Raw genomic sequence first — 23,052 nt, forward strand, 5'->3', positions numbered from 1 at the left:
TTTACCACGAAAGCGTTTTTTCAAGGTCGACGCCAGTTTTGAATATAACAAAATTTTCCGGTTTACGGAGTTCATTAGTTACTGAAACGAGTGCATTGTTCAACGCTTCGTTTTGGCGCTGCATAATCACCATTTTTTTTATATATTCGTAGAGGCTGACATTCCCGCCCGGTTCTACAACATCACTTAAACCGAGTATTTTCGCGTCTTTTTTCTCTAGAACAACAAAGCACTGGTAATTGGCACCCGTTTCAGTTATTGGAGACACTTCTCCTACTTTCATGTTAAAAATCTTGAGAAGCTCTTCCATCGGAATACCGAGTTGTTCGGCTGCCAATGCGGTTTTACTGACAAAAATTTCTCCAGCCTGATAACTTGAATTCTTTTCCTGCGATTTTGTACGGATATCCGCGGTAGCCTTCGGGTTTGCCGTCAGCTTTTTTTGAATATCTTTTATCGTTTTTTCCGCAGCGCTCGCTTTGTCGCCTTTCGGTGCTACCACAAGGAAAAGCTGTACTGTGTCAGGCTGCACGAAAGACTGTTTATTGACCTCATAATATGAACGGATTTGATCGTCGGTCGGACTTGGAATCGATTGCAGTTCTTTTTGTTTTTTCTGCATCACATACGCTTGTGCGGTCAGCTGGGTTCGTAAAAAGCTCTTAAATTCAGCAAGGGTCATACCGTTTTGTGCTTTCATATATTCGTCAAGCGACATATTCGTTTTTTCTTTAATCAGTTTTGCAAAATCCGCTTCGGATACCTGCTGCCCCAATTGATTGGATACGTATTCGGTAAAGTAATTGTTTACCTCCGAATCCATGATTTTTATCCCGTCTTTTTCAGCCGCCTGTACGATTAAGCGCTCATTGATAAGACCGTCCAGCGTTTGCTGCCGTTCCGGAACGGTCATCTTTCGGCCGATTTCCTTTTCTAAGGCTGAAACACGGGTTTTAAGCTGCCCAAGCGTAATCGGTGTTCTACCGGTAAGCTTTACTTCTGCAATAGGCTGCAGATTAGTTTGGGCAAAAACGCCGCTTATAGACAAACTTAATACAATAAACAATGTAATTACAGTTTTTTTCATCATATCCTCTTCAGGTTTTTGATATTAGTAAACAACCGAATCGTCAGTAAGTTACTTACAGATCTCGTATGTCCTATTTTGTAAGAACCGCACGGATACGTCTAACCCCCGCCGATGACGATTGTTCCTTCTGGATTACAAACCGGCCAAGTACTCCTGTGTGTTCTACGTGCGGGCCGCCGCAGACTTCTTTTGAAAAGTTTCCGATGGAGTATACTTTGACGGTATCCTCGTACTTTTCACCGAAAAGCGCCATCGAACCGGCACGCTTTGCTTCTTCAAGCGACATTATTTCCATAGTAACCGGTAAATCAGCTTGGATCTGCTCGTTGACGATGCGCTCAACTTCGGCTTTTTCTTCGGAAGTCATCGGCTGCGGATGAGAAAAGTCGAAGCGGAGCCGTTCTGCCGTAATATTAGACCCTTTCTGTTCAACATGATCGCCGAGTACCATTCGCAGCGCCTTATGCAAAAGATGCGTTGCCGTATGGTATGCAGTGGTTTGCTCGGAATGATCAGCTAAACCGCCCTTAAAAATTTGTTCACTGCCCGCACGGGATAGTTCTTGATGCTTCTTAAAGGCCTCTTCAAATTCCGCTTTGTCAACGGTTAAACCCGATTCCCGCGCAAGCTCTTCGGTAAGCTCAATGGGGAAGCCGTAGGTATCGTAGAGTTTAAAGGCAAGCCTGCCCGGGATAATCTTTTTAGCATTCTTTAACAGGTTCGGCTTCATTTTTTCATATTCAGCTTCACCTTTTTTGAGGGTTTCGAGGAAACGCTTTTCTTCCGCCTCAAGCTCGGCGCAGATGGATGCTTCTTTTTCTTTTAATTCGGGATATGCGTCCTTGTACTGCTCAATGAACACCTTTGCCGGAATTGCGAGGAAAGTTCCCTCAATGCCGAGTTTCCGGCCGTGGCGGACAGCCCGTCTGATAATGCGGCGGAGGACATACCCTGCCCCGACGTTGGACGGCAGCACCGCTTTCGGGTCTCCCAAGATAACGGTAGCGGCACGGATATGATCGCATATAATACGAACGGATACATCTTTTTCAGCATCGCTGCCGTACTGATAGCCGGTAATCTTTTCGATTGCGGCAATCAGCGGGGTAAAAATCTCCGTTTCGTAGACGGATTTTTTTCCCTGCAGCATCGCAACGGTACGCTCAATCCCCATGCCGGTATCGACGCAGTGCCGCTCCAAGGTATGATACGAACCGTCTTGTTCCTTGCGGTACTGCATAAATACGTCGTTCCATATTTCGACGTATTTACCGCAGCTACAACCCGGACGACATTCGGCGCCGCACGCGGGTTTTCCCGTGTCGATGAACATTTCGGTGTCGGGACCGCAAGGACCTGTTTCTCCTGCTGGTCCCCACCAGTTATCCTCGCGGGGTAAAAAGTGAATTCGTTCTTTCGGGATACCGTGCTTTTCCCAAATCTCCGCCGATTCGGTGTCGCGCGGCACTTTGTCATCTCCTGCAAAGACCGTTACCGAAAGGAGATCGATCGGGATATTAAGGTACTGCGGACTGGTTAAAAATTCAAAACTGAATCCGATTGCTTCTTTCTTAAAATAGTCGCCGAGCGACCAGTTCCCCAGCATCTCAAAAAAGGTAAGGTGAGAAGCATCTCCTACCGCATCGATATCTCCGGTACGGATACACTTTTGATAGTCTGTTAAACGGGTTCCGGCAGGATGCGGTTCGCCCATCAAATAGGGAACAAGCGGGTGCATACCTGCGGTGGTGAACAATACGGTGGGATCATTTTCGGGAATTACCGACTTACCGGAAATTTCCACATGATTTTTGCTTTTAAAAAATGCAATATACTTGGAACGAAGTTCGTCTGCTGTAATGTGTTTATTCATATCTTATCATAGTAAGAAAAGCTATTAAGCCTGTCAACTGTGCTTTTGAAAATAGGTGGCACATCTGCGTTGTCGCTTAACAAAAAACAGTCCTCGACGTACAACAAGTACGCCTGCGGGTGTTTTTTGTACGCTCCTAGCATCTGTACCGCCTATTTTCAAAAGCGGTGGCTATGCAGAACGGACACGGATGTCCGGGGTTTTACACAGCAGCGAAAAGAGGCGGTGGCAGTTCCGGTACACGATTTCGCATAAGTGCTCTACCGTACACTGCCGGTACTCACTTGCAGCCTGATAGGTATACGGAATATTCAACGGGGTGTTTACCTCCCGTCTAACCGGTTGAGGGGCGAGATACGGGGCATCCGTCTCCAATAGTAGTTTATCGTCAGGCACCATGCGTACCAGTTCCGCTATTGAGGAAGCGGTTTCGGCGTTGTCAGTGTATGTGATGGTACCCGGAAATGAAAGATACCAGCCCCGTTCTAAAAAAGCTTCGGCTTCCTTTTTCCCGTACGAGAAACAATGAATAACGCCTCGGTGCCAGCCTACTTCATCGATACAGCGGAGCGTTGCTTCAAAACCGTCGCGTGAATGAATAATCACAGCCAATCCGTACCGTTTGGCAAGGGCAAGCTGTTCTTTAAAAAGCGTTTCTTCACCGGCGAGATCACCGGTTCCCGTACCGGTTGCTCCGGCATGGTTCCAATACCGGTCTATACCACATTCTCCGACCGCCGTATACAGCTGCCCGCTTTTGAGGATCGCTTGAATATCGGCACTGAGCTTTTGCAACGCCTCTGCCGGATGTTCAATAGCGGCACGTCCTGGCCACAATCCTGCAGAAAAATGGATAAAATCGGGTATAGAGCCATCTTTGCCGCAAGCTTCCGCAACGGTGTTATACCGTGGTGTAAAATCTCCGGCATCGGTTCCGATATCCATTATAAAAGGATACCCTTCCTCCTGCATCGCTTTCAGTATCAGCGGAAAGTGTGCTGTTTTTTGAGAAATATGATGTAAATGACAATGAGAGTCCGTAAACAATCTTGACCGCCTCTATAATTTCCGGTATAGTATATCATCTTTGCCGGAGTGGTGGAATTGGTAGACACCAGGGACTTAAAATCCCTTGACTGGTAACGGTCGTACGAGTTCAAGTCTCGTCTCCGGCAGGTTCTTTCATCTTATGCCTTATCTATGCACAATGTTTCTATAATAATATCCCGTATCATAAAGCTTCAGAATCAATAGATAGTATTCCCCATCGATTCCTTAAAAACATCTTCCCCCCTTTTGTACTTAATTTTTTTTCTTGTTTTCCGATATTGTCTGTATGAAGCTATGGGAGGATCTTATGAGAAAATACCATGTACTGTCAGCTCTGGTGGGGGCATTGTTGTTATTGCCCCTTGGAGCGGAAGAATTACTCACAGCAGAAACTTATGCATCTTATTACGGAGAAGCTTTTAACGGCCGACCGACGTCAAGCGGCGAAATTTTCGATATGAATGCCTATACGGCAGCCCATAAAACACTGCCGTTCGGAACTTTTCTTGAAGTAACCAATCTTGAAAACGGGAAAAAAGTGGTGGTACGCGTAAACGACCGCGGCCCATTCGTCCCAAACCGTGAGATAGATTTATCAAAAGCCGCAGCTAAATCCTTGGGGATGATTAGCCGCGGTATTACACGAGTTTCGATTAAAAGAGTTGATTCACTTGATCATGCAGCACTCGTTGCAACAACTGACATTTACAGCGACACACTGGCGAAGCCTGCACAAAAAGAAATACCGTTCGCATCCGGTACACAACCTGAAGTAGTGCCTGTTCAGAAGGATGCAGTGTCCGATATACCGGCTAAAGGTTCCGACGCAGCAGCAGAAGCGCAACCGGCGCCGTCTCAAGTAACACCAGCTCAAGCATCACAGTCTAACACAACACAAAGACAACCGGCATCTGTAGATCAACAAACAGCAAAGCCTGAAACGGTCAAAGGTGTTGCAAACCGTTCAGTTTCTGCACAACCGGAACAAACTCCAGCGCCGGTTTATTTACCGGGAACTTCCGGTGTGTTGTGGCGAATTCAGCTGGGTGCTTTTACGCGGGAAGAAAATGCACTGCGGCTTGTTGTCCAGCTGAGAAAAGCAGGGTTCGACCCTGCGTATGAGCGTACTGAAAAATCGGTACGGGTTGTCCTTCCGGGTATACAACCAGACGATCTTGAAAAAGTAAAAGAAGCACTGGCAAATCATTCCTTCACCGATTACGTAATCAGACAGGAAAGCTGGTAAGCCAATTTTTTTATCAAAGTAAACGTATCAGACAAATCGACAACTCCGAGACGCAAGGTGCCGGAGTTGTCGATTGTTATATGCTATAGCGATCGTGTCCCCGACAGCGATGTGCTCCGTAACCAGTCATTATTGCTTTAAACTTTCCCTGCCAGCAAAATTCATATTACTAAAAGTTTTCTTTTCATCTTTCGTATCTCAAGTATTGGACTTGCTACTTTATTTCGTATCCTGTCCCAATTTCTTCTTTCCATGTCCACCCTCTCTCATTGTAGTTATTCCATTCCCACTCTTTCAATGTTGCATATTTTTCAAACTTCTTTGCATCAATAATACAATACTTTTTTTTAAATCTTTCACCCCAAAAATCCCATGGTTGTATGTAATAATTTACCGATGTTTCAACAACTCGAATCGTTTTCTTATTAGGGTTCGTTCCATCTTCATAGCCAATAAATAAATGATTTAATCCACCAGTTGCTTGATTATTGTGCCAAACAAAAACAGACAGTGGCATTATCTCATGAAAGCGCACTGCTTGGTCAATACAGTTTATTTTTCCATCTCCATTTACATCACGAAGTGTTGCATGAGCACGTTTTAAGGCTTCTTCTACTGTTGGCTGCTTAAAAGGTTTTGAGTGATAATAAATATAATTCTCATACCTTTTTTGTTCTGCCGGTTGGGCTTTCTTACTTTGCGGAGCTGCTTTTTTTTCGTTTATATTGCCATAGCTTTCCACTCTTTCCGCCCATTTCTTGTATGCCGGATAAAAGTCTTGCTTTTCAAGCCATTCTTGCTGCTTTTTCTGCTGATATTCTGCTCTTATAGCATCCATCTTTACATCTATTGGTCTTTCTACTTTGACGCTTTCAGTTTTCTTTGTTGTAAGCTTTTCTACTGTAGAAGTGTAGCAATTTTTAACTGACACACATGCCCAAATACAGACTGCTATAAGAATAAGTGAACCCCACGGAATTTTAGAAGCTTCTTTGTCCTTGTATTCATAATAAGCATTTGCTTTTGCCAGTGCATACGCCTTATCATCCGGTGAAACATTATAATTATGCACATTGTACACACAGCCTGCACAATTTCTATCACACAAACCTTCTCTTTGCCGGTGCATACAAAGCTGTGCAATATTCTCTAAATCAATATTCTGTTTTTTAGTAGACCTTTTACGGGGCGATTTTCCTCTCGACTGTGCATTGTGTTCAGTATTTTTCGCTGCGGACTGTGTAGAATGCGAGCCGGATAGATCGCTGTCGCAATACCTACACTTAATAGCTCTCTTTTTTATTTGTTCGCCGCAGTAAGGACATGTTTTATATTCATCGCTCTGTTCCATCGTTTTATCTCCTTCGGTATAAACCGTATCAAATAGAGGTTATCAAATCCGCATCCTACCGAAACGACAGGGAAATCTTCAATGCTATCGGGGATGACAATATCGCCGCCTTTTCCGACGTACTTTAAAATAACTACTCCCGTACCGTCTCCGTTTAAGTCGTACTCAAAATCCGAAGCGGGAGAAACGTTTTGCTCAGCGGTATCCCACCGATACTGCTGAGCAAAACAATGGATAGTACCGCCATAGAAAAAAGTTTTTTATTCATTTTTTATAGCTCCTTATACAGTAGGTAATGATTCCGGTAAATCGCTATTACAGTACCGGCATTTAACGGCGGTTTTTTTTATTTCTTCACCGCAGTATGGGCAGGTTTTGTATTCATCGCTCTGCTCTATCGTTTGATATTCTTCGTTATCAACTGTATCAAACGACATGTTCTCTATCAAATAATAAACGGTCGTTTTGTACTGCCTCCATTTTGCCAGATGCTCATTTACTACAACATACACATAATCAACGTTTTCAATGAGCGTCACGCTGACATCACAGCAGCGCTGTGCCATTAAAGCTTTTACGGAAGATGCCAAACCGGTATTGGGTTGAGACACGTCTATATTATCAAAGTCGATAACATAACCAAGTCGCTCTACCCAGTGCGGAATAATGTGGTTACATATTTCGAAAGTATCGCCACCATGGTAAGTTTGGGTATCATAGAGCCAATAATGCAATCTACGCCCCAGGACAATCGCATAGCCGTCTTGTTCGCGGTACGAATCGGCAAAATTATTTTGTAAACCATCTGCTTTTGAACCGTAAAACCATCTACCGTTCAGGTTCACTCTTTCCGTATACGACCAATCATACATCGGTGACATCTAATTCTCCCTGCGCATACACCGCGCCGGTAAAAGCAAGCAGACACATACATACGATAATCTTTTTCATAATAATTTCTCTCTATATAGCAAAATTATTTGCCTCTTATCTTCGCTTATTTTGCAATTCACGAATTTTTTCATTTAACCCTTTTTGCCCGGGGATTCTGATTGTCGGACCGATTTTTACTGCAAAATTCATACTGGTGGGATGGAACATTGATGCCCTCAGAAAGAATTCTGAAGCACTATTAACAGGCATTTCTGGAAACGTAATCAAAGTCCCAATACCCCATGTCCCCGTACCCGCAATACTGATGCCGAAACTACGTGTAAAATAGTATTTAAGTTCTAAACTTACCGGCAGTATAAAAGAAAGAAAGGATGTTTTCTCAAAGATACTAACGGAAAATCCAATACCACCCGCCGCAGTAAGATAAAAATCCTTTGCATTAAAGGTATACCCGGAAAGTATGTGTGCAGAAAGAACCGATGAAAAAGCGGTGTACGGTACGCCCCACTCTTTTGACCACGAAGACTTTAAAGATTCGCTCATCTGAGCGCCTATCGATAAACCACCGCCAACCGTGTAAGAGAAGCCGTTCGGAGCCCTGCCAAGCATATCGAAACCAAGGAGGAATTGATGAGATTTTCTTGTTTGATCGATTGTATATGAGGAATAATTGTACCCTATGGAAGGTGTGAGCAAGTGGACGCTGTTATTTGTTAATAAATCCGGCGCAGGATATTCTTTTTTCATTTCGTGATTGGGAAGGCGGCCGTTTTTAACAACATAATTAAAAAGCTCCATATTGGCAGGGCTAACAAAGCGTCCCTGTCTGCCCAGTTCGTTCCATTCATCAATATCCATAACTATATTATCAGGATGTGTATTGATTCGTTTTATAAAAAGCCCGTTTTTAGAAAGCTCCCAACCGTGCTGTGCGACAAAATACACAGTTCCTTCTCCGTTTTGCGGTTCAACATCAACGGCATGGCCGCGGACATTCAGCTGGTTATACGCATGGGTCAAGGTTGGATTGCCGACAAGCTTGCAATCAATATTATAATATTTACACAGCGCATAAAAAAGGAGTGCATAGTCCTGACAGTCAACAAATTTGTCATAGTTCATGTTATTGACCGTTGGAATGGTACGGAAATACTGCGCAGCTTGTGGATCATTTGTACCGGAAGGGTTATTGTACTCAAGCACTTCGGCAATATACGGTAGGATTTTATCCTCTATGATATTGTGCTCTTTTATTACTTTCGGACTATCAATAAGAAAAGCCCCGCGTCTATCCACCGTCATACAAGAAACTGCTAAAAAGCAATACATTGCTGCGAACGCAGACATCATTATCCTTGTTTTAAGTGTTTTCATAACGTTCATCCTTATAGTTGTGTGCGCTCTATTTCCCAACCTTTCCATAATATAAAATCACCCAAATCCCGGTACGAGATTTGGGTTGATAAACGACGTTTGCAATAAGCAACCTCGACGCTCCAGCACCGCCAGAATTATTTTTTAGCTGCTTGCCCTTTCACCCCGAGCCTAAATGAGGGACCGAGTTTTACATTAAAAATATTAGCTCTTCCGACCGGAGGGTTTGTTGAATAAAAAGAGGGTATTTCATTAAGTGAAATACCGATGCCTACCAGATTTGTAAAAAAATACTCGAATTTTAGGTTAAAAGCCAAACCTACTGTAATTGCTGTGGATACAGTCTTCGCCTCCGTAACTTCATAACCGAAGGTACCTACGGCAAGACCACCTGCCAAACGGAGGTATGCATTGTCTTTTGCAAATTTAAAAGTATAGCCCGGCATTATTCGAGAATTCCATACTATACCCTTATTTACAGATATACTTACGGGAGCATTTCCCTCAACAGTATTTTTTACTTTTAAAAAACACTGAAAATCATTATCCATGCAGAGCGTAAAACCCGAATCCGTCAGGTACGAAAGATCTAAGCCGACTCCAAAGGGAAGCATAGACATAGAAGATTTTTCTCCGGTTGAACCCGAATAATAGCTGAGCCCCGCTCCCGGCATCAAAACAAGTTCCGCAAACGCATGTGCAGAAACCAACGCAAGACAGAAAAGCATAATAGCAATTTTCTTCATTTAAAAAAAACTCCTTTTTGGTATTAACCATACCGTAAAAAATTATAGACACCCTCTATTCCTATTTTAGAGGTTGTCATTGTAACTGCAAAAAATATGTTACGTTTCGACGTAAAATACCCTATGCTTTTTCGAATTGATACATGGGAGTATCCGTTGCGCCATCCAATAGTGTAAGGATATTCCCTTCAATCTTGTATTTAAATTCCCTATTGAAGAGCATTTGCAGTCCTGGATTAGTAAAACCGGTAAATGTTATTGTATTCCCTGTTATTGTATATGTACCGCTGCCAGACACCTCGCCGCCAACAGTACTAGTATATGTAACTTTCCCACTTTTAAGTTGTAAAACCAACTGACCGCCATTAGCCTTCCAACGCCCCTCGATACTTGATGCAGTATTTCCGCCTCCGGAGCCTCCGCCACCCCCTCCGGGAATGCCGTTTCCTCCGGCGGGAGTCCCCTGCCAGCACGCGGTAAATAAGAATGCAGCGCCAATAAGAACTGCAACCAGAGTAACCGTTAGAATAGATTTTTTTTGTTTCATAAAAACTCCTTACATCCTTACGAAATACTTCTCTTCCATATTACCCCCCCCCCCCCTCAAAAGTCAAGGATAAAAATACGTTTTTTTCTTTTTGAGTTATACTTTACGTACTTTGCAGTTACATTAAGCGAACGCTTATTTTAGACAATGCAGTTGGCATTGTCTAAAAACACGGCGAGTTTGCTCACGCAAACGTCGCGTATTGTATGCCGTTTCTCACTAACGTTACGAAACGGCGGGAAATAAGCATTTTCAAGATTTGAAAATCTTTTCAGATGCTTATTTTTAAGGAAGGTTTATTTTCAGCCGCTAAAATGGCGCGGCTGAAAAACACGTCAAGTTTGCTTTGTGCAAACTTTCAGATTATATGTGCGCGTTCCGCGCACGAATTGAACAACTTCCAAAGTTGATACTTTGTTCAGTTGTTCAATTTTAAAGAACGAAAAAAATAACTCAATTGTAGGAAAAGGGTAGGCATGGTATAATGACAGCATGAACTTTCCACGCAAACTGCCAATCGGTATACAGAGTTTTAAGGTATTACGGAATGACCGTTATCTCTATGTAGATAAGACAAAGTATCTTTTTCAATTGGTAACAAGCAGCCGAGTTTATTTCTTAAGCCGGCCGCGGCGATTTGGAAAGAGTCTTTTCCTTTCGACATTAGCTGCATATTTTCTCGGACAAAAAGAACTGTTCAACGGGCTCTATCTTGAACAGGCGGAAGAGGAACAAGCTGTCCGCGAAAATAGAGCGGCTTGGCAGACATATCCGGTACTGTATCTTGATTTTAATATCGGGCAATATGATACAGAGCGAGCCTTAATAAGCCAGCTCCATTTTCTTTTAAGTCAATTTGAAGAACTGTACGGAAGGAATCAGAATGAAGAAGGAGTATCGCAACGGTTTGCCGGAATTATAAAACGGGCGTATCAACAAACCGGAAAGCAGGTAGTCATTCTTGCAGATGAATACGACAAGCCCTTACTGCAAACCATGGGCGTAAATGAAGCGCTCAATGAGAATTTTCGCAATACGCTTAAAGCATTTTATTCGGTGATAAAAACCTGTGATGAATATATCCGCTTTGCCTTTTTAACAGGAGTTACCAAATTCAGTAAGATCAGTATTTTTAGTGATCTGAATAATCTGAAAGATATTAGCCTACATGAAAAGTACGCAGGTATCTGCGGTATCACTCAGGCAGAACTGGAAGCGAATTTTCAGCCCGAGATCCTAGCCCTTGCAGAGCGGCAACAACTTGAATATCCGCAAGCTGTTACCACACTCAAGCAATGGTATGACGGCTATCTATTCCATCCGGCAGGGGATGGTATGTATAATCCGTTCAGTGTGCTCAATGCATTTGATGAAAAAAGGATAAAAAGCTACTGGTTCGGTACGGGAACGCCGACGTTTTTGGTCAACTTCTTAAAAGAGGCGCACTACTTTATTCCCGACCTCGATGGCAATGTTGAATTGAATGAATCGGAACTGGAAACGTATCTGGCAGTAGCTCAAGATGCATTACCAATTTTATTTCAATCAGGATATTTAACGATTAAAGAGTACATAACAGAAGCACGAATGTATCGGCTTGGCTTTCCGAATGATGAAGTCCGATACGGTTTTTTAGAGAATCTATTACCTGCATATTCTTCCGTACAGTTTGGGGAAACAGGGAAATCGGTATGGCAATTTGTACAAGATATCCGCGAAGGGAATGTAGACGGCTTTATGGAGCGAATGCAGTCGGTTATCTCCGGTATTCCGTATGATAACTTTACAGACAAGAACTTGAAACTGCGTGAACAGAATTACCAGACAGCAGTATATCTTATCTTTGCACTGATGGGACAATTTGTACAGACGGAAGTGCATTGTAGTACCGGTCGCGCAGACTGTGTGGTATACACCGCGGATACAATATATCTGTTCGAGTTTAAGCTCAGCGGTAACGGCACGGCGGAAGATGCTATCAATCAGATAAAAGAAAAAGATTATGCCGTGCAATATAAACTGAACGAGAAAAAGGTTGTGCTGATTGGAGCTGCTTTTGATGATAATACACGTACTATCAAAGATTGGAAAACCGAAGTACTGTAATAATTTTTTGATCTTCATATAAAGCGCCTTTCAATTTCTTCCATAATTTTACCCCTTAAAAGTCAAAAGGAAAATTCAAGATAGGCAGGGCAAATACAACGGAAATACTTAAAGCAGACGTATTCTGATTTTCTAAACAAACGAAATTTTCATCAAGAAGCTGCGCGACTCATTAATATGTGCGCTGAAAGTGTATTAACGGGGTACATTTGTGCACATGAAGTTACAACATTATCATATTTTTTATTCAAAGAACAAAAAGATAAAAATAAAGTAGTAACTACTATTTCAACATTGTTTGATATTTTTCAGATTATTCCAATTGATGAAACAATACTGAAAGCTTCATTACTATCACCAATAACGGATTATCAAGACGCAGTAATCGAAGCCAGTGCCGTTAAATTCAATATTGATTATATACTTTCCCGTAATATTTCCGATTTTAAATTATCACGCATTCCGACATACACACCTGAGCAGTTCTTTTTATTCGTGCGGAGGGTTTAATACCCTGACGCTTGCGTCGTAACAAAGGGTATTAAAGCCGACTGCAACCACCTTATAGAACACACAGTGCGAAACGTTGAGTACTGTGCCCCGACGCTTGCGTCGGGGTTGTTGATTGTGATAGGGAATAGATATGCCAGCATCGTCTATTCCCGAAATGCAACTTCCAAGTGTCTTTTTTCTTTTACACAATCCTTTAGATAATAATTAATTATATTCTGATACGGCATACCTGTTTCCTCTGCCATATTTTTAAAATAATTGATTACTTCGTCATCAAGACGGATGGTAATCTGTTTCTTTAATTTATCTGCATAGGGATTTTTGATTCCGTTTGAAAAATCATAATCGTCTCTCATATTAATTACCTCCGTATTGTTTTGATTCCTGCAAATTTGCTTTTCTTGCAGAAATTATTCTGATTCTGTCATTTTTCCTATAGCAATGACAAACGAGCAGCATATGCATTTCTGAACTCAAGCCAAGCATAATAAACCGATCTTCATCTATATTTGAATGATCAGGATCTGCAATCAATATTGCATTTTCATCATAGAATACGGTTTTTGCTTCCTCAAAAGTTACTTTGTGCTTTGCGTAATTCAAATCTGCTTTTACCGGATCCCATTCAAAAATTATTGAATCCATAATTATATTATAATTTCCCCTTTGCTTTCGTCAATATAAAAAGAGCTGTTCCATGATCTGCCGATTATCGATGTAATACCGTATGATAACTTCGGTAAAGGAAACTTGAAGCTACGGAAACAAAATCATCAAACTGCCGGGCATCTTGTTTTTACGCTGATGAGACTGTTTGTCCGCAATTAATTCTTAATTATTAATTTGTACCTCTATTCACAGCAACTCTAAACAGTCGCGCAGCAAAACGATTGACGCAGGCTGCTGCCTCATGTTTATCGGCAACGGGAGCGGGATGTTCGTAGCGGAAATAGATACTGCCGTCTTGACCGATAAGGCTGAGCCGGATGCCGCTTTCGGTACATACTGCCGTGATGGAAAACGGCGCGTGTGCGGAAACCGTAAATAACGATTTGTTTAAAGCGGCGGCAAGGCGTTTTTCGGTTCGTTTGCTGAGCCGTTCGTCTGCACCGGTACAGGTCAGCGTAACCGGCAACCGTATCCAATGTTCCGGAAAGCAGGCGGGATTGCTTTGCAGCAGCTCTTGATAGAACGCGGTTTTCAGTTCGGCGTTTCTTGTGCAGAGTATCAGCGCCGCCGCAGTTTGTTCCCGCAGTTCTTTCTCCCATACGGGGTCGAGAGCATCCAGCGCTTCCCGCAGCAGTTGTTCATCGCGGAGCAGTATACCTTTTTCGGCAATGTATGACGGATGCGCCTGCGGAATAACCGACGTTTCCAGCACCTCCGCACGGCGTAAATACCGCCGCGCCTTAAACGGTACCGACTGAAATGCCCGATAATAGAAACTGTTTTTATACAACCCGTGCGTATTGCCGTCCGTATCCGCTATCGTGTACTCCTTTGCCAATTTCAAATTATGTATACTAAAGGCCGCTCGATAATATCGAATCAAAGCGGAATACTTTGTAAGGTTTTTAGACCGGACAAAAAAATCCTTGGCGCTTTCAGGTATCCGCATCTTTTCCGCCGCATATTTTTTTTCGTATAACGTCTGATACAGGCCGTACAACTCAGTATAAAACTGCGCGGTACTCATCCCGAAGTTCGCAATCCACGAATAGTCGGTAACCCGCTCGATCTGTGTGATATAGCGTTCCGCTTGCTCCCAATGCCCCATCCGAAGATAGATTTTTGCAAGATTGATCAGCGGCAGCGGCGTATAATTATCTTTTGTCGATTGCGCATAATAGGCAATCGCACGGTCAAAATTATTTTTCCGCTCTTCAAGCTCTCCGAGAATCAAATATCCCGATGAGCGTGAAAAATAGTCGGAAGCATTGCGGGCGTCTTCTTCAGCTTGATCAAAATGATAGAATTCGGTTTCCAAGATTGCCTTGTTGTAGGAATACACCGAGGCCGAGTACAGCGAATCGTTTTGCAGCGCGAGTTCAATGCCTTTCCGGTAATAGAGCGCCGCATTCCGATAGTCGAAGAGTTCTCCGTACAGATTTCCGAGCGCGTTCGCAATACAGCCGTCGTCGCCGTAGCTGCTGCGGGCATCGAGCATCGCTTTAATCCCTTCATCGGTTCGGTGCGTTTTAAAACAAAGCCATCCGTACGTTGACCATCCGAAAATATCGGTAGGATTATATGAAAGATATTCATGCAAAAGACCGCGCGCCTCCTCTGCTTTATTCAACGCCGCCGCCGCGCTCGCTGCACCGTATAGGAGTTTGATGTTGTACCGGTTGATACGCAAGCCTTCGGTAAAACGGCGGTATGCCGGTTCGTACAGTCCGTTGCTAAAATACATATCGCCGAGCTTGAGCTGGAAAAGCTCATTCGTCGGGTATCGCGCAATACCTTCTTCGAGCAGCGCAGCAGCGGTATCCCAGTTTTCCGCCTGCACCGCCGCGTCCGCTTTTTGCAGCAGCTCATCAGCGTTCGATGTGCTCGATGCAGAGAAAAGATACAATGGGAATAGAAACAAAAACAGCACGAGGAGCAACCCGTTCCGTGATGCATGGCCGTTATGATGTCTATCGGTCTGCCGGTATTTTCGGTATTGCGCTTTCATTTGCCGTTCCTCCGACTTCGATTCCAAGCGTTTTTTCCCTGCTTTTTCTCCGAGCGGTAGAGCTGCTTTGCAATCGCAACATCTTCGTCGGTACAGGAGGGGGCAAATTTTGCTTTTTGAGTGAGTGCGTAAAAGGCATCGCTCGGATGCTTATGGAGCCGTTTCAGCGTGAGAATGATTTTCCGGTTATTTCGTGAATACCTGATAATCAGATACGGATAGGCACGGAAGGCGCCGTACAAGAGAATCGCAACAAGCGCAGCAATGCAGAACAGTATTCCGCGGTGCATTTTAAAGAACTGCGAAACACGTTGAGCAACGGTTTGGGCTTCTGCTGCCGAAAGCGTTCCGCCGTGCCTGATACGGAGCGCCGAGCGGTTTAATAGGATTTCGTCGAGGAGCTGCGTAAACTGATCCCCGCCTGCCTGAAAAGAAAAATCGAGCGATTCACCGTCTGCGAGCTGTTCGGTGGTCGGGTCTATATCCACCCAGCCGAGATACGGGAAAAAGACTTCCACCCACGCATGAGCCATATTCGCTCGCACCGGATAATAATTGAGGATGCCCGATTCAGGCTGTAGGAAAAAACCGGCAGCAAGCCGCGCAGGAATGCCGAGGCTGCGGAGCATGAGGCAGTACGCAAAGGCGAAGTACGAGCAATAGCCCTTTTTCGACTCGGTTACAAAATACCGGAGCTGATCGCCGTCGGGAGCCTGCCCGGGACGAAGCGAATATCGATACTCGCCCTCGCGGAAATAGTCGAGCAAGGCGTAGACCTTATCATAGTAGAGCGCAAAGGGGGCGGTAACCGATTCCGCAATAGGAAAGAGCAGCGCCTTTGTGCCGGAATCTACGGACGTATAAAAACGCAAGGCTTCCGCCGACAGCCCCTCTTCAGGATTTCCCGACGGAGGCTCCGCCGTAATAAGGTCGAGCGGCACGCCATGCAGCACCTCACTTTCCGCCTTGTAAGCGCCTTTAAAACTCACCGTGTCCCAAACCGTATACGGCGTTACCGACAGCGGATAATCGAGTGCGACCAGGGAGTCGGGATCGAGGTTGACGGTAAATATTTCCTGACTGACCCGCTCGCGGCACAGGAAAGACTGATGCGGAAGTTCTGCCGGTTGCCCGGATATCCGCAGCGGCTGCTCCGGTTCGCCGGGCGCCGACTTTTCGTAAAAACCTTTTTGCGGACTCCAGCCCGACAAGTACATACGGCGGAACAAGTGTGAATCATATTCCTGATCAACATGCACCACCATCACCAGATTGGTGTTCATTTTTACTTCATCCTGCAACTGCAAAAACTGAGAAAAATCGAACTCGAAAAGCTTTTGTTCGAGCAGTCCGCCGTTATTGCCGACAGAGCCTTTATTAAATGTCCTGATGAGGAGCGCGAGCAAAACTGCTGTTAAACCGATAAAGATGAGTGCAAACGCTGCGAACCGTCTGCGTTTTAAAAACGGAATGCAGAGCAAGGCTGTTTGAAGCAGCATGAAAACACCGGCAAAACCCGCCGCAAAGAGCGGATTGGAAAAGGCTGTTAGACGATAGTGCTGCTGCGGAAAAAACAGCAAGGAGAACACGAGAATAGCAGCAAGCGGTTCATAACGCCGCCACCGTTCGGTAGAAATGAACAGCGCTGTTGAGGTAACGCTGATGAAGGCGGTGAGCGCAAGTAAGCCGAATATCAGCTTGATGCGCAAAAAGAGGGTATCCGCAATAAGCTGCGGTATCAGCGCGAGCAAGCCGAGGACACATGCAGGGATAAGCAGCGCAGCGGAAAAGCCGATAATCACTGCTGCTTCCGCACGAATTCTCTTTCTATGCAGAAAGTGAATTACCGCCGTGCAGCAAAGCCCCCATACCGGCAGCGCCGCTGCGGGCAGAATACCGGCAAGATAGCGGTACGGTACCGAAAGGAGCAGCAGGAGTGAACATATACGGAGCACGGCGGCAGGTTTAGAGTAGTTCTGCATGGCAATTTCCTGCGGTAAAGATACGGAGTTCCCGTTCGGCAGCTTCCTGCACCTTTCGATAAAAAGCATCCTGCCGTGCGGAAGCGGCGGAAGAATACAGCAGCCGGTGTATCCCTCTCCGGCTTAGGACACGATGCGTTAGCTCATCAGCCTGCATACAGTTTTCCGATACCGGCGGCGCGGCAAGGCAAAAAAATGTTTCGACGCCGCTCCGGCTGTAAGCGGTGATTTTCCGGTAAGCGGTAATATTTTGATAAGCTGCAATGTGTTCTCCGATATTGTTTCCAGCACCGGTTCTATCCCCTGCACGCGGCGGGGGGAATAATACTTTAGCTGCGATTCCAAGAGTAGGAGTATCTACCGCAGACTGAGTTGCATTCACAGAGGGAACGTAACAGTATAACAGTCCCCCGCCGTCCGGCACTGTATTAAAGATATCCACCGCGTCGGGAAGCGCTTCCGGTGAAGTATGGAGCGCCGGTATGGCAAGCAGATTCTGTATCTGTGCGGCAGCGGCGGATGCTTCTTCCGCTATTTCATATCGCTGCAAGGACTGCTGCAGATAATCATATAATAGAAGAGAACATTGAATACCGACATTGAGCAGCTCAATAATCACGCCGGAAAGACGGCCGATAAAGGCGTCAAAAATGGAGACAACCCAAGCCCGTTCTTTTTTTTTCAAATACACCGGCTCTTCTATATATATCGTTAAGCGTTTAACCGGCGGCGGTTCAAAAGCACCAAGTTTTATGGAAAGCGTATTGGTGTGCGCGTAGAGCTTCCAGTGAATTTTCCGCGGATCGTCGCCGGGAAAATACGGACGCGATTCATAGAGTTCATTCGTGCGCTCTTGCGACGGAAGGTCGTTTACGGCACGGGAACGGAGATCGGGAAATACCGTTTTTTGCGGCGGAATCACCGGCTGTACTACAATGTAGGGCACGGACAGGCAAGGCGGCTGCGTATATACCGCGGCAAAAAAACCGGCAAAGTCCCGGATATTGAGATACAGCCGTTTATAAAAGTACCGTCCGCGGGTCAGATTTTTGGGATGATATTTTGTTTGTATTCCCTGCAAGGGGATGGAAAGACATGCGGCCGTTTCTGCGGTAGGCTCAGGCGATAGTGAAAACTCAATGGTAAAAAAGGCTGCGGTTCCGGGAACACAAGGAGGGAAGGTCTTTGCAGATTCGAACTGAGCCGCTTTGGAACGGGCGGGAGTAACCGTAAAGCCGCCGCCCTCTGAGGCAAGATCAGGCTCTTCCGATTTCCAACACAGGGCGGTAACCGCTATACCGGCGGCAGCGAAACCGGCATAGAGCGTGAGTAACCCGCCGCATACCGCGCTCAAAAGCTCTCCGCGGAGCAAACCGCTTATTAAGAGCAGCGCGCCCATCACAGTGTACACTGCGCCATACCTCGTAATCCGTATCCGCATCATGCCTTATTGTGCCTCAGCCGGTTTTGTCCAATCCGTTTGTTTGTCGGCAGTGCGGATAACCGCTTCGGTAATGCCGCTGATGAGTTCCGAAGCCGAGCCGTCGCCGGTTTTTATCAAACATCGGTGCGCAAGGACGAGGGAGCTAAGCGTGCGGATATCTCCGTCCTCAACCCAATTACGTCCGTTGACAAGCGCAAAGGTGCGGGCGAGGTACAGTAAATGCAAGCCGGCGCGGGGAGATGTGCCAAGCCTAAAAGCAGGATGAGCGCGGGTCTCTTTTCCGATTCGCGCGATTATCTTTTCGAGTACGGGATGCACAAATACCTGCCGCTGTTCTTCCCGCGAGGCTGCGATATCCTGTATGGAAACAACCGGCGTAACCGGCTCCGGTTCTGCAGCGGGAAGGTGCGTTTGTTCATGCAGCAATTCGGTTTCCGCTTCTTCATCGGGGTAACCGATCGACAGGCATATACTGAACCGGTCAAGCTGAGCGGCAGGGAGCGGATAGGTGCCTAAACTTTCCACAGGATTTTGCGTAGCCGCTGTAAAAAAGAAGGGGCTTAACGGACGGGTTACCGTACCGGCAGTTACCTGCCGCTCAGCCATCGCTTCCAGCAAGGCGGACTGTACCTTCGGCGGGGTGCGGTTCAGCTCATCCGCAAGCAGAATGTCTGCGAACACCGGGCCTTCCATAAATTCAAAGGTATTCAGCCCTGCATTAAAGACTTCCACACCGGTGATGTCGTAGGGCAAAAGGTCGGGGGTGCATTGGATACGCCTGAACCGCGCCGACTGCCCGTCTTTTTCGATAAGCGCTGCGAATGTTTTTACCAGTGTGGTTTTTCCGACGCCCGGCACATCCTCTAAAAGAACATGCCCGCCGGTGAGATATGCGGTAATAAAAAGACGGAGAACATCCTTCTTCCCTTTAATCGCTTTTTCCAGTGCGGAAAGAAGCCGTTCCGCCGTTTTTTCGGTATTCATAGCGGAGATTATAGCATAGTATGCGGAACACCTCAACTTTATAAAAAGGAGTACCGTCCAATACTATTCGTGGTGATGTTCCCCATGATGATTGCATTGAGCGTTCGGATTATCCTGTAATGTGCCTGCTAAAAATGCTGCAACAGCTTCATCCGGAGATCCGGTAAGGCCGGCAAGCTGATGAATTCCGGCGTTGTTCAGCGCATCAATCGCACCCTGTCCGCGGTTTCCTAAGATGAGCGTTTCAACTCCAAGGCTTTTAAGATAGGTTGCCAAATCGTGATGACCGAAACCGCCGTTATCGATCACTTCAGTTTTCGTTACTTTTCCGGCTTCAATTGTGTAAACCTTAAAATGCTCTGTTTTTCCAAAATGCTGGAAAATCGAATTCGTTAAAATATCATAAGTCGCTGCGATTTTCATATTTTGAATTATATCATAATCATTAAGGTCTGTCTAAAGATTCCTATAAATTCGACAACCGCAGCCTTTATCAAAAGGCGAGGATTGGCGAATTGCCGCACTTTTGCAACGAAATGAAAAAGTGCAATCAATAGGCGATGTTTGCATTAGCAAACTCGCAGTGTTTTTCAGCCGCGCTATTTTAGCGGATGAAAATAAACGTTGGTATTACGGCTCAATATAATCTAAATCTAAGAGCGGCACTCACTACAAATTATTCATTAACCACTTTCCAGTCTTTTATCGTTCTCGTCTTTTCATCAAAGGAACTTCCAATGAGCACTATTTTCTTCCCACTCGCCATGTACTGGGCGGCATAGTTCTGTTCTTTTATCTGATTGATGGCATCTTCCGCACTGCCGTTACCGCTTAGCTTAAACTCGAAGAGATAGATTATTTCTGTTGTCTTTACTATACAATCTATTCTGCCCGTCGAACAGTGCACTTCCGTCTGCACAAACTGCCCCATCAGCGCAAAGATGAGGTACACCGCTGTTTGATAGTTTTGTTCCCGCAGTTTCAACTTTTGTTCAGTCAGGCTATCATACGGAATACCGGCGATAATCGACTGCATCCGCTCCATAAAGCTATTCACATCACCCTTGCGGATGTCTTGTACAAACCGTCCAACCCATACCCCTGTTTGGCCGAATGGTACATCAGAATATGCAGGTAAAAGGTTATGCAAAAAGCCATACCGAACCTCATCATTCGGAAAGCCCAGCCGGTAGAGCCTCAGATCTTTTATATATTCCTTGATAGTGAGGTAGCCAGCCTGAAATAAAATCGGTAACGTATCTTGAGCAATAGCCCGATACGTTTGCAGCCCATCTTCATCCAGCTCAACATTTCCATCGAGGTCGGGAATATAATAGTGAGCTTCTTTGAGGTAATTAACCAGAAAAGTCGGCGTTCCCGTACTGAACCAGTAGCTTTTGATTTCTTTATCATCAAAGGCATTGAGAATACTATAAGGATTATACATTCCTTCCCCTGCCGGATGGAAGAGATAGCCGTCATACCATTGCTTTAAGGCAGCAAGCGTCTGCGGATAGTTAAGATTTTGCTTTTCTGCAAGCGCTTGTATTTCGTGTTGAAAATTTGCTTCCAGCTCTTTTTGACTAATACCGCAAATACCTGCATACGTTTCATGTATGCTAATATCTTTCAAATTATTCAGATCACTAAAAATACTGATCTTGCTGAACTTTGTAACGCCGGTGAGAAAAGCAAAGCGGATATATTCATCACAGGTTTTTATGACAGAGTAAAAAGCTTTAAGCGCATTGCGGTATTGTTCATTCAGCGCTTCATTAACTCCCATCGTTTGCAACAGGGGCTTATCGTATTCGTCTACCAGAATGACTACCTGCTTGCCGGTTTGTTTAAAAAGAGCTGCGATAAGCAATCTAAACCGATCTTCCGGTGCTTCTGCTGTTTTTGGTATAGCGTACCGGGCTTCCCATTCGTTCAGATGGAGATTGAGAATATCTACAAGTGCCTGCTCATTTATATAATTTTTTGTATTAAAATCCAGATAGAGTACCGGATATTTTTGCCATGCAGCTCGGTTTTCTTGTACCGCTTGCTCCTCTTCGGCTTTTTCAAGATATAAACCCTTGAACAGCTCTTTTTGTCCAAGGAAATATGCTGCTAATGTTGAAAGAAACAAGCTTTTACCAAACCGGCGCGGACGGCTGAGAAAATAAACACGACCGCCTTGTACTAATCGGAAAAGATAGTCAGTTTTATCTACATAGAGATAATGATCAGTCCGTAATACCTTAAAGCTCTGTACGCCAATCGGCAGTTTTTGTGTAATGTTCATAACGATAGTATAGCAGGGTTCAATGCTTTCTGCAATTTGAAATGAGGATGGCGAAAAAGTGGCCAAGTTTTAAGACATCCCCATTGCTGCTGCTTAAAACCACTGCCATCAACAACCCCGATGCGGCTCGTGAGTATTAACCCGCACGAATAAAGCCCTCAAATCTTTGGCGAGGTTCTTGCAGGTACGGTTTTTATTCTATGTCTTCTTCTTTCTTTTCTGCGGCATTCCAGACGCTCAATTCCCATTGGGCTAAAGATTCGACACCATCTTCTTTGCTCTTTTTTTTGAAAGCGGCGATTATTTCCTTATATTCGTCTATACTGTCGAGCTTTGTCCACGTCTGATTCGATTTAATGCTTTGCAGCATAATCCTGTCTACCGGCAGATGGGGCGGTTCTTGTATAAAGCCTGCACACCAATAATACTTACATAGCAGATTAAATAGCTTTTGCACGGTACCAACAGTCAACTCATTGCCCAGCTCTTTTGACAAAGCTTTTAAGGTTTCTATATTTTTGAGATGCAAGTCTTCCGGCGGCGTTTTGTCTTTGTAGTCAACAAGGAAACTTTCGGCTTTTTGCCGTACCTGTAACCGGAATGCAACACGTTTGGCACTATTATCCTTATACGCGTCGCCCCAAACCGAATGTCGAGTCATAGCGGCTCTCCACGATGAACCGAAAAACATCTCTTTCAAAAATTGTCCCTGCTCTTTACTTAGCATAATAGTCCTCCTTGGAAGTAATAAAAATTTTTCCCGCCCCCATACAGGGCAGTTGTAAACAAAAATCTTTTTCAATCCGCCCTAAAGAGCGGTTCGTAAGCGGGTTCTTAGGGCAGAGCCCTAAGTCGTCCGCCGAAGGGTACCCTCCCCCTGTAACA

20 protein-coding genes and 1 tRNA gene are annotated in these 23,052 nt (G+C 45.0%); 4 read left to right on the forward strand and 17 right to left on the reverse strand.

What is annotated here, in order from left to right; all coding sequences use genetic code 11:
• Position 1 precedes the first annotated feature (1 nt).
• The 3 genes from DWB79_RS03295 to DWB79_RS03305 all read right to left on the reverse strand — a co-directional run bounded on the left by DWB79_RS03295 (position 2) and on the right by DWB79_RS03305 (position 4,010).
• On the reverse strand, positions 2–1,087 hold the full coding sequence (locus DWB79_RS03295) for an MOSP complex formation periplasmic protein, TDE1658 family (RefSeq protein WP_016522623.1): 1,086 nt from the start codon (positions 1,085–1,087) through the stop codon (positions 2–4).
• Between the two features lie 73 nt (positions 1,088–1,160).
• Positions 1,161–2,963 (reverse strand): alanine--tRNA ligase, encoded by a 1,803-nt coding sequence (locus tag DWB79_RS03300; protein ID WP_016522624.1) that lies wholly within the window; start codon positions 2,961–2,963, stop codon positions 1,161–1,163.
• Between the two features lie 171 nt (positions 2,964–3,134).
• Complete coding sequence (locus DWB79_RS03305; protein WP_016522625.1) at positions 3,135–4,010, reverse strand: TatD family hydrolase; 876 nt, start codon at positions 4,008–4,010, stop codon at positions 3,135–3,137.
• Positions 4,011–4,052: 42 nt separating this feature from the next.
• Between DWB79_RS03305 and DWB79_RS03310 the strand changes: the two genes are divergently transcribed.
• Positions 4,053–4,138, forward strand: a tRNA-Leu gene (locus DWB79_RS03310).
• A gap of 182 nt (positions 4,139–4,320) precedes the next feature.
• The gene (locus tag DWB79_RS03315) at positions 4,321–5,259 is read left to right on the forward strand and encodes a septal ring lytic transglycosylase RlpA family protein (protein ID WP_016522626.1); all 939 of its coding nucleotides are present in this window, start codon (positions 4,321–4,323) and stop codon (positions 5,257–5,259) included.
• A 214-nt stretch (positions 5,260–5,473) separates the two neighbouring features.
• Here the strand turns inward: DWB79_RS03315 and DWB79_RS03320 are convergent, their stop codons facing one another.
• The 5 genes from DWB79_RS03320 to DWB79_RS03340 all read right to left on the reverse strand — a co-directional run bounded on the left by DWB79_RS03320 (position 5,474) and on the right by DWB79_RS03340 (position 10,171).
• The gene (locus DWB79_RS03320) at positions 5,474–6,610 is read right to left on the reverse strand and encodes a zinc ribbon domain-containing protein (protein WP_016522627.1); all 1,137 of its coding nucleotides are present in this window, start codon (positions 6,608–6,610) and stop codon (positions 5,474–5,476) included.
• Between the two features lie 281 nt (positions 6,611–6,891).
• A complete protein-coding gene (locus tag DWB79_RS03325; protein ID WP_016522629.1) occupies positions 6,892–7,491 on the reverse strand; it encodes a zinc ribbon domain-containing protein in 600 nt (199 codons plus the stop codon).
• Positions 7,492–7,597: 106 nt separating this feature from the next.
• The gene (locus tag DWB79_RS03330) at positions 7,598–8,878 is read right to left on the reverse strand and encodes a DUF2715 domain-containing protein (protein ID WP_016522630.1); all 1,281 of its coding nucleotides are present in this window, start codon (positions 8,876–8,878) and stop codon (positions 7,598–7,600) included.
• Positions 8,879–9,015: 137 nt separating this feature from the next.
• Entirely contained in the window at positions 9,016–9,624 is a 609-nt protein-coding gene (locus tag DWB79_RS03335; RefSeq protein WP_016522631.1) for a DUF2715 domain-containing protein, read from the reverse strand.
• 121 nt (positions 9,625–9,745) lie between these two features.
• Entirely contained in the window at positions 9,746–10,171 is a 426-nt protein-coding gene (locus tag DWB79_RS03340) for an META domain-containing protein (RefSeq protein ID WP_016522632.1), read from the reverse strand.
• Between the two features lie 492 nt (positions 10,172–10,663).
• Here DWB79_RS03340 and DWB79_RS03345 point away from each other — a divergent pair, with 492 nt between their 5' ends.
• Positions 10,664–12,277, forward strand: a complete 1,614-nt coding sequence (locus DWB79_RS03345) for an ATP-binding protein (RefSeq protein WP_016522633.1) — start codon at positions 10,664–10,666, stop codon at positions 12,275–12,277.
• Between the two features lie 177 nt (positions 12,278–12,454).
• The gene (locus DWB79_RS03350; RefSeq protein WP_016522634.1) at positions 12,455–12,787 is read left to right on the forward strand and encodes a PIN domain-containing protein; all 333 of its coding nucleotides are present in this window, start codon (positions 12,455–12,457) and stop codon (positions 12,785–12,787) included.
• Positions 12,788–12,933: 146 nt separating this feature from the next.
• Here DWB79_RS03350 and DWB79_RS03355 read toward each other — a convergent pair whose 3' ends face one another.
• From DWB79_RS03355 to DWB79_RS03395, 9 genes are all read right to left on the reverse strand, one after another.
• Positions 12,934–13,146 carry a BrnA antitoxin family protein gene (locus tag DWB79_RS03355; RefSeq protein WP_016522635.1) on the reverse strand — a complete coding sequence of 71 codons (213 nt, stop codon included), beginning with the start codon at positions 13,144–13,146 and terminating at the stop codon, positions 12,934–12,936.
• Position 13,147: 1 nt separating this feature from the next.
• Positions 13,148–13,435, reverse strand: a complete 288-nt coding sequence (locus DWB79_RS03360) for a BrnT family toxin (RefSeq protein WP_016522636.1) — start codon at positions 13,433–13,435, stop codon at positions 13,148–13,150.
• A gap of 193 nt (positions 13,436–13,628) precedes the next feature.
• Positions 13,629–15,467, reverse strand: a complete 1,839-nt coding sequence (locus DWB79_RS03365) for a tetratricopeptide repeat protein (RefSeq protein ID WP_016522637.1) — start codon at positions 15,465–15,467, stop codon at positions 13,629–13,631.
• Positions 15,464–17,449: a transglutaminase TgpA family protein gene (locus DWB79_RS03370; protein WP_016522638.1), complete on the reverse strand. Its 1,986-nt coding sequence runs from the start codon at positions 17,447–17,449 to the stop codon at positions 15,464–15,466. The genes DWB79_RS03365 and DWB79_RS03370 overlap by 4 nt, the downstream gene beginning before the upstream one ends.
• The gene (locus DWB79_RS03375; RefSeq protein ID WP_016522639.1) at positions 17,433–18,893 is read right to left on the reverse strand and encodes a DUF58 domain-containing protein; all 1,461 of its coding nucleotides are present in this window, start codon (positions 18,891–18,893) and stop codon (positions 17,433–17,435) included. Before DWB79_RS03375 ends, DWB79_RS03370 begins: the two co-directional genes overlap by 17 nt.
• A gap of 3 nt (positions 18,894–18,896) precedes the next feature.
• Entirely contained in the window at positions 18,897–19,877 is a 981-nt protein-coding gene (locus tag DWB79_RS03380; RefSeq protein WP_016522640.1) for an AAA family ATPase, read from the reverse strand.
• A gap of 63 nt (positions 19,878–19,940) precedes the next feature.
• On the reverse strand, positions 19,941–20,300 hold the full coding sequence (locus tag DWB79_RS03385; RefSeq protein ID WP_016522641.1) for a NifB/NifX family molybdenum-iron cluster-binding protein: 360 nt from the start codon (positions 20,298–20,300) through the stop codon (positions 19,941–19,943).
• Between the two features lie 253 nt (positions 20,301–20,553).
• The gene (locus tag DWB79_RS03390) at positions 20,554–22,167 is read right to left on the reverse strand and encodes an ATP-binding protein (protein ID WP_016522642.1); all 1,614 of its coding nucleotides are present in this window, start codon (positions 22,165–22,167) and stop codon (positions 20,554–20,556) included.
• A gap of 193 nt (positions 22,168–22,360) precedes the next feature.
• Positions 22,361–22,894: a hypothetical protein gene (locus tag DWB79_RS03395; protein WP_016522643.1), complete on the reverse strand. Its 534-nt coding sequence runs from the start codon at positions 22,892–22,894 to the stop codon at positions 22,361–22,363.
• Positions 22,895–23,052 lie beyond the last annotated feature (158 nt).

Source organism: Treponema medium, assembly GCF_017161265.1.
Lineage (GTDB): Bacteria > Spirochaetota > Spirochaetia > Treponematales > Treponemataceae > Treponema > Treponema medium.

Excerpts from the sequence above, each read along its gene's own strand:
- DWB79_RS03295 (WP_016522623.1), bottom strand. The coding sequence starts at position 1,087 with ATGAAAAAAACTGTAATTACATTGTTTATTGTATTAAGTTTGTCTATA.
- DWB79_RS03300 (WP_016522624.1), bottom strand. The coding sequence starts at position 2,963 with ATGAATAAACACATTACAGCAGACGAACTTCGTTCCAAGTATATTGCA.
- DWB79_RS03315 (WP_016522626.1), top strand. The coding sequence starts at position 4,321 with ATGAGAAAATACCATGTACTGTCAGCTCTGGTGGGGGCATTGTTGTTA.
- DWB79_RS03320 (WP_016522627.1), bottom strand. The coding sequence starts at position 6,610 with ATGGAACAGAGCGATGAATATAAAACATGTCCTTACTGCGGCGAACAA.
- DWB79_RS03325 (WP_016522629.1), bottom strand. The coding sequence starts at position 7,491 with ATGTCACCGATGTATGATTGGTCGTATACGGAAAGAGTGAACCTGAAC.
- DWB79_RS03330 (WP_016522630.1), bottom strand. The coding sequence starts at position 8,878 with ATGAAAACACTTAAAACAAGGATAATGATGTCTGCGTTCGCAGCAATG.
- DWB79_RS03335 (WP_016522631.1), bottom strand. The coding sequence starts at position 9,624 with ATGAAGAAAATTGCTATTATGCTTTTCTGTCTTGCGTTGGTTTCTGCA.
- DWB79_RS03340 (WP_016522632.1), bottom strand. The coding sequence starts at position 10,171 with ATGAAACAAAAAAAATCTATTCTAACGGTTACTCTGGTTGCAGTTCTT.
- DWB79_RS03345 (WP_016522633.1), top strand. The coding sequence starts at position 10,664 with ATGAACTTTCCACGCAAACTGCCAATCGGTATACAGAGTTTTAAGGTA.
- DWB79_RS03350 (WP_016522634.1), top strand. The coding sequence starts at position 12,455 with ATGTGCGCTGAAAGTGTATTAACGGGGTACATTTGTGCACATGAAGTT.
- DWB79_RS03355 (WP_016522635.1), bottom strand. The coding sequence starts at position 13,146 with ATGAGAGACGATTATGATTTTTCAAACGGAATCAAAAATCCCTATGCA.
- DWB79_RS03360 (WP_016522636.1), bottom strand. The coding sequence starts at position 13,435 with ATGGATTCAATAATTTTTGAATGGGATCCGGTAAAAGCAGATTTGAAT.
- DWB79_RS03365 (WP_016522637.1), bottom strand. The coding sequence starts at position 15,467 with ATGAAAGCGCAATACCGAAAATACCGGCAGACCGATAGACATCATAAC.
- DWB79_RS03370 (WP_016522638.1), bottom strand. The coding sequence starts at position 17,449 with ATGCAGAACTACTCTAAACCTGCCGCCGTGCTCCGTATATGTTCACTC.
- DWB79_RS03375 (WP_016522639.1), bottom strand. The coding sequence starts at position 18,893 with ATGATGCGGATACGGATTACGAGGTATGGCGCAGTGTACACTGTGATG.
- DWB79_RS03380 (WP_016522640.1), bottom strand. The coding sequence starts at position 19,877 with ATGAATACCGAAAAAACGGCGGAACGGCTTCTTTCCGCACTGGAAAAA.
- DWB79_RS03385 (WP_016522641.1), bottom strand. The coding sequence starts at position 20,300 with ATGAAAATCGCAGCGACTTATGATATTTTAACGAATTCGATTTTCCAG.
- DWB79_RS03390 (WP_016522642.1), bottom strand. The coding sequence starts at position 22,167 with ATGAACATTACACAAAAACTGCCGATTGGCGTACAGAGCTTTAAGGTA.
- DWB79_RS03395 (WP_016522643.1), bottom strand. The coding sequence starts at position 22,894 with ATGCTAAGTAAAGAGCAGGGACAATTTTTGAAAGAGATGTTTTTCGGT.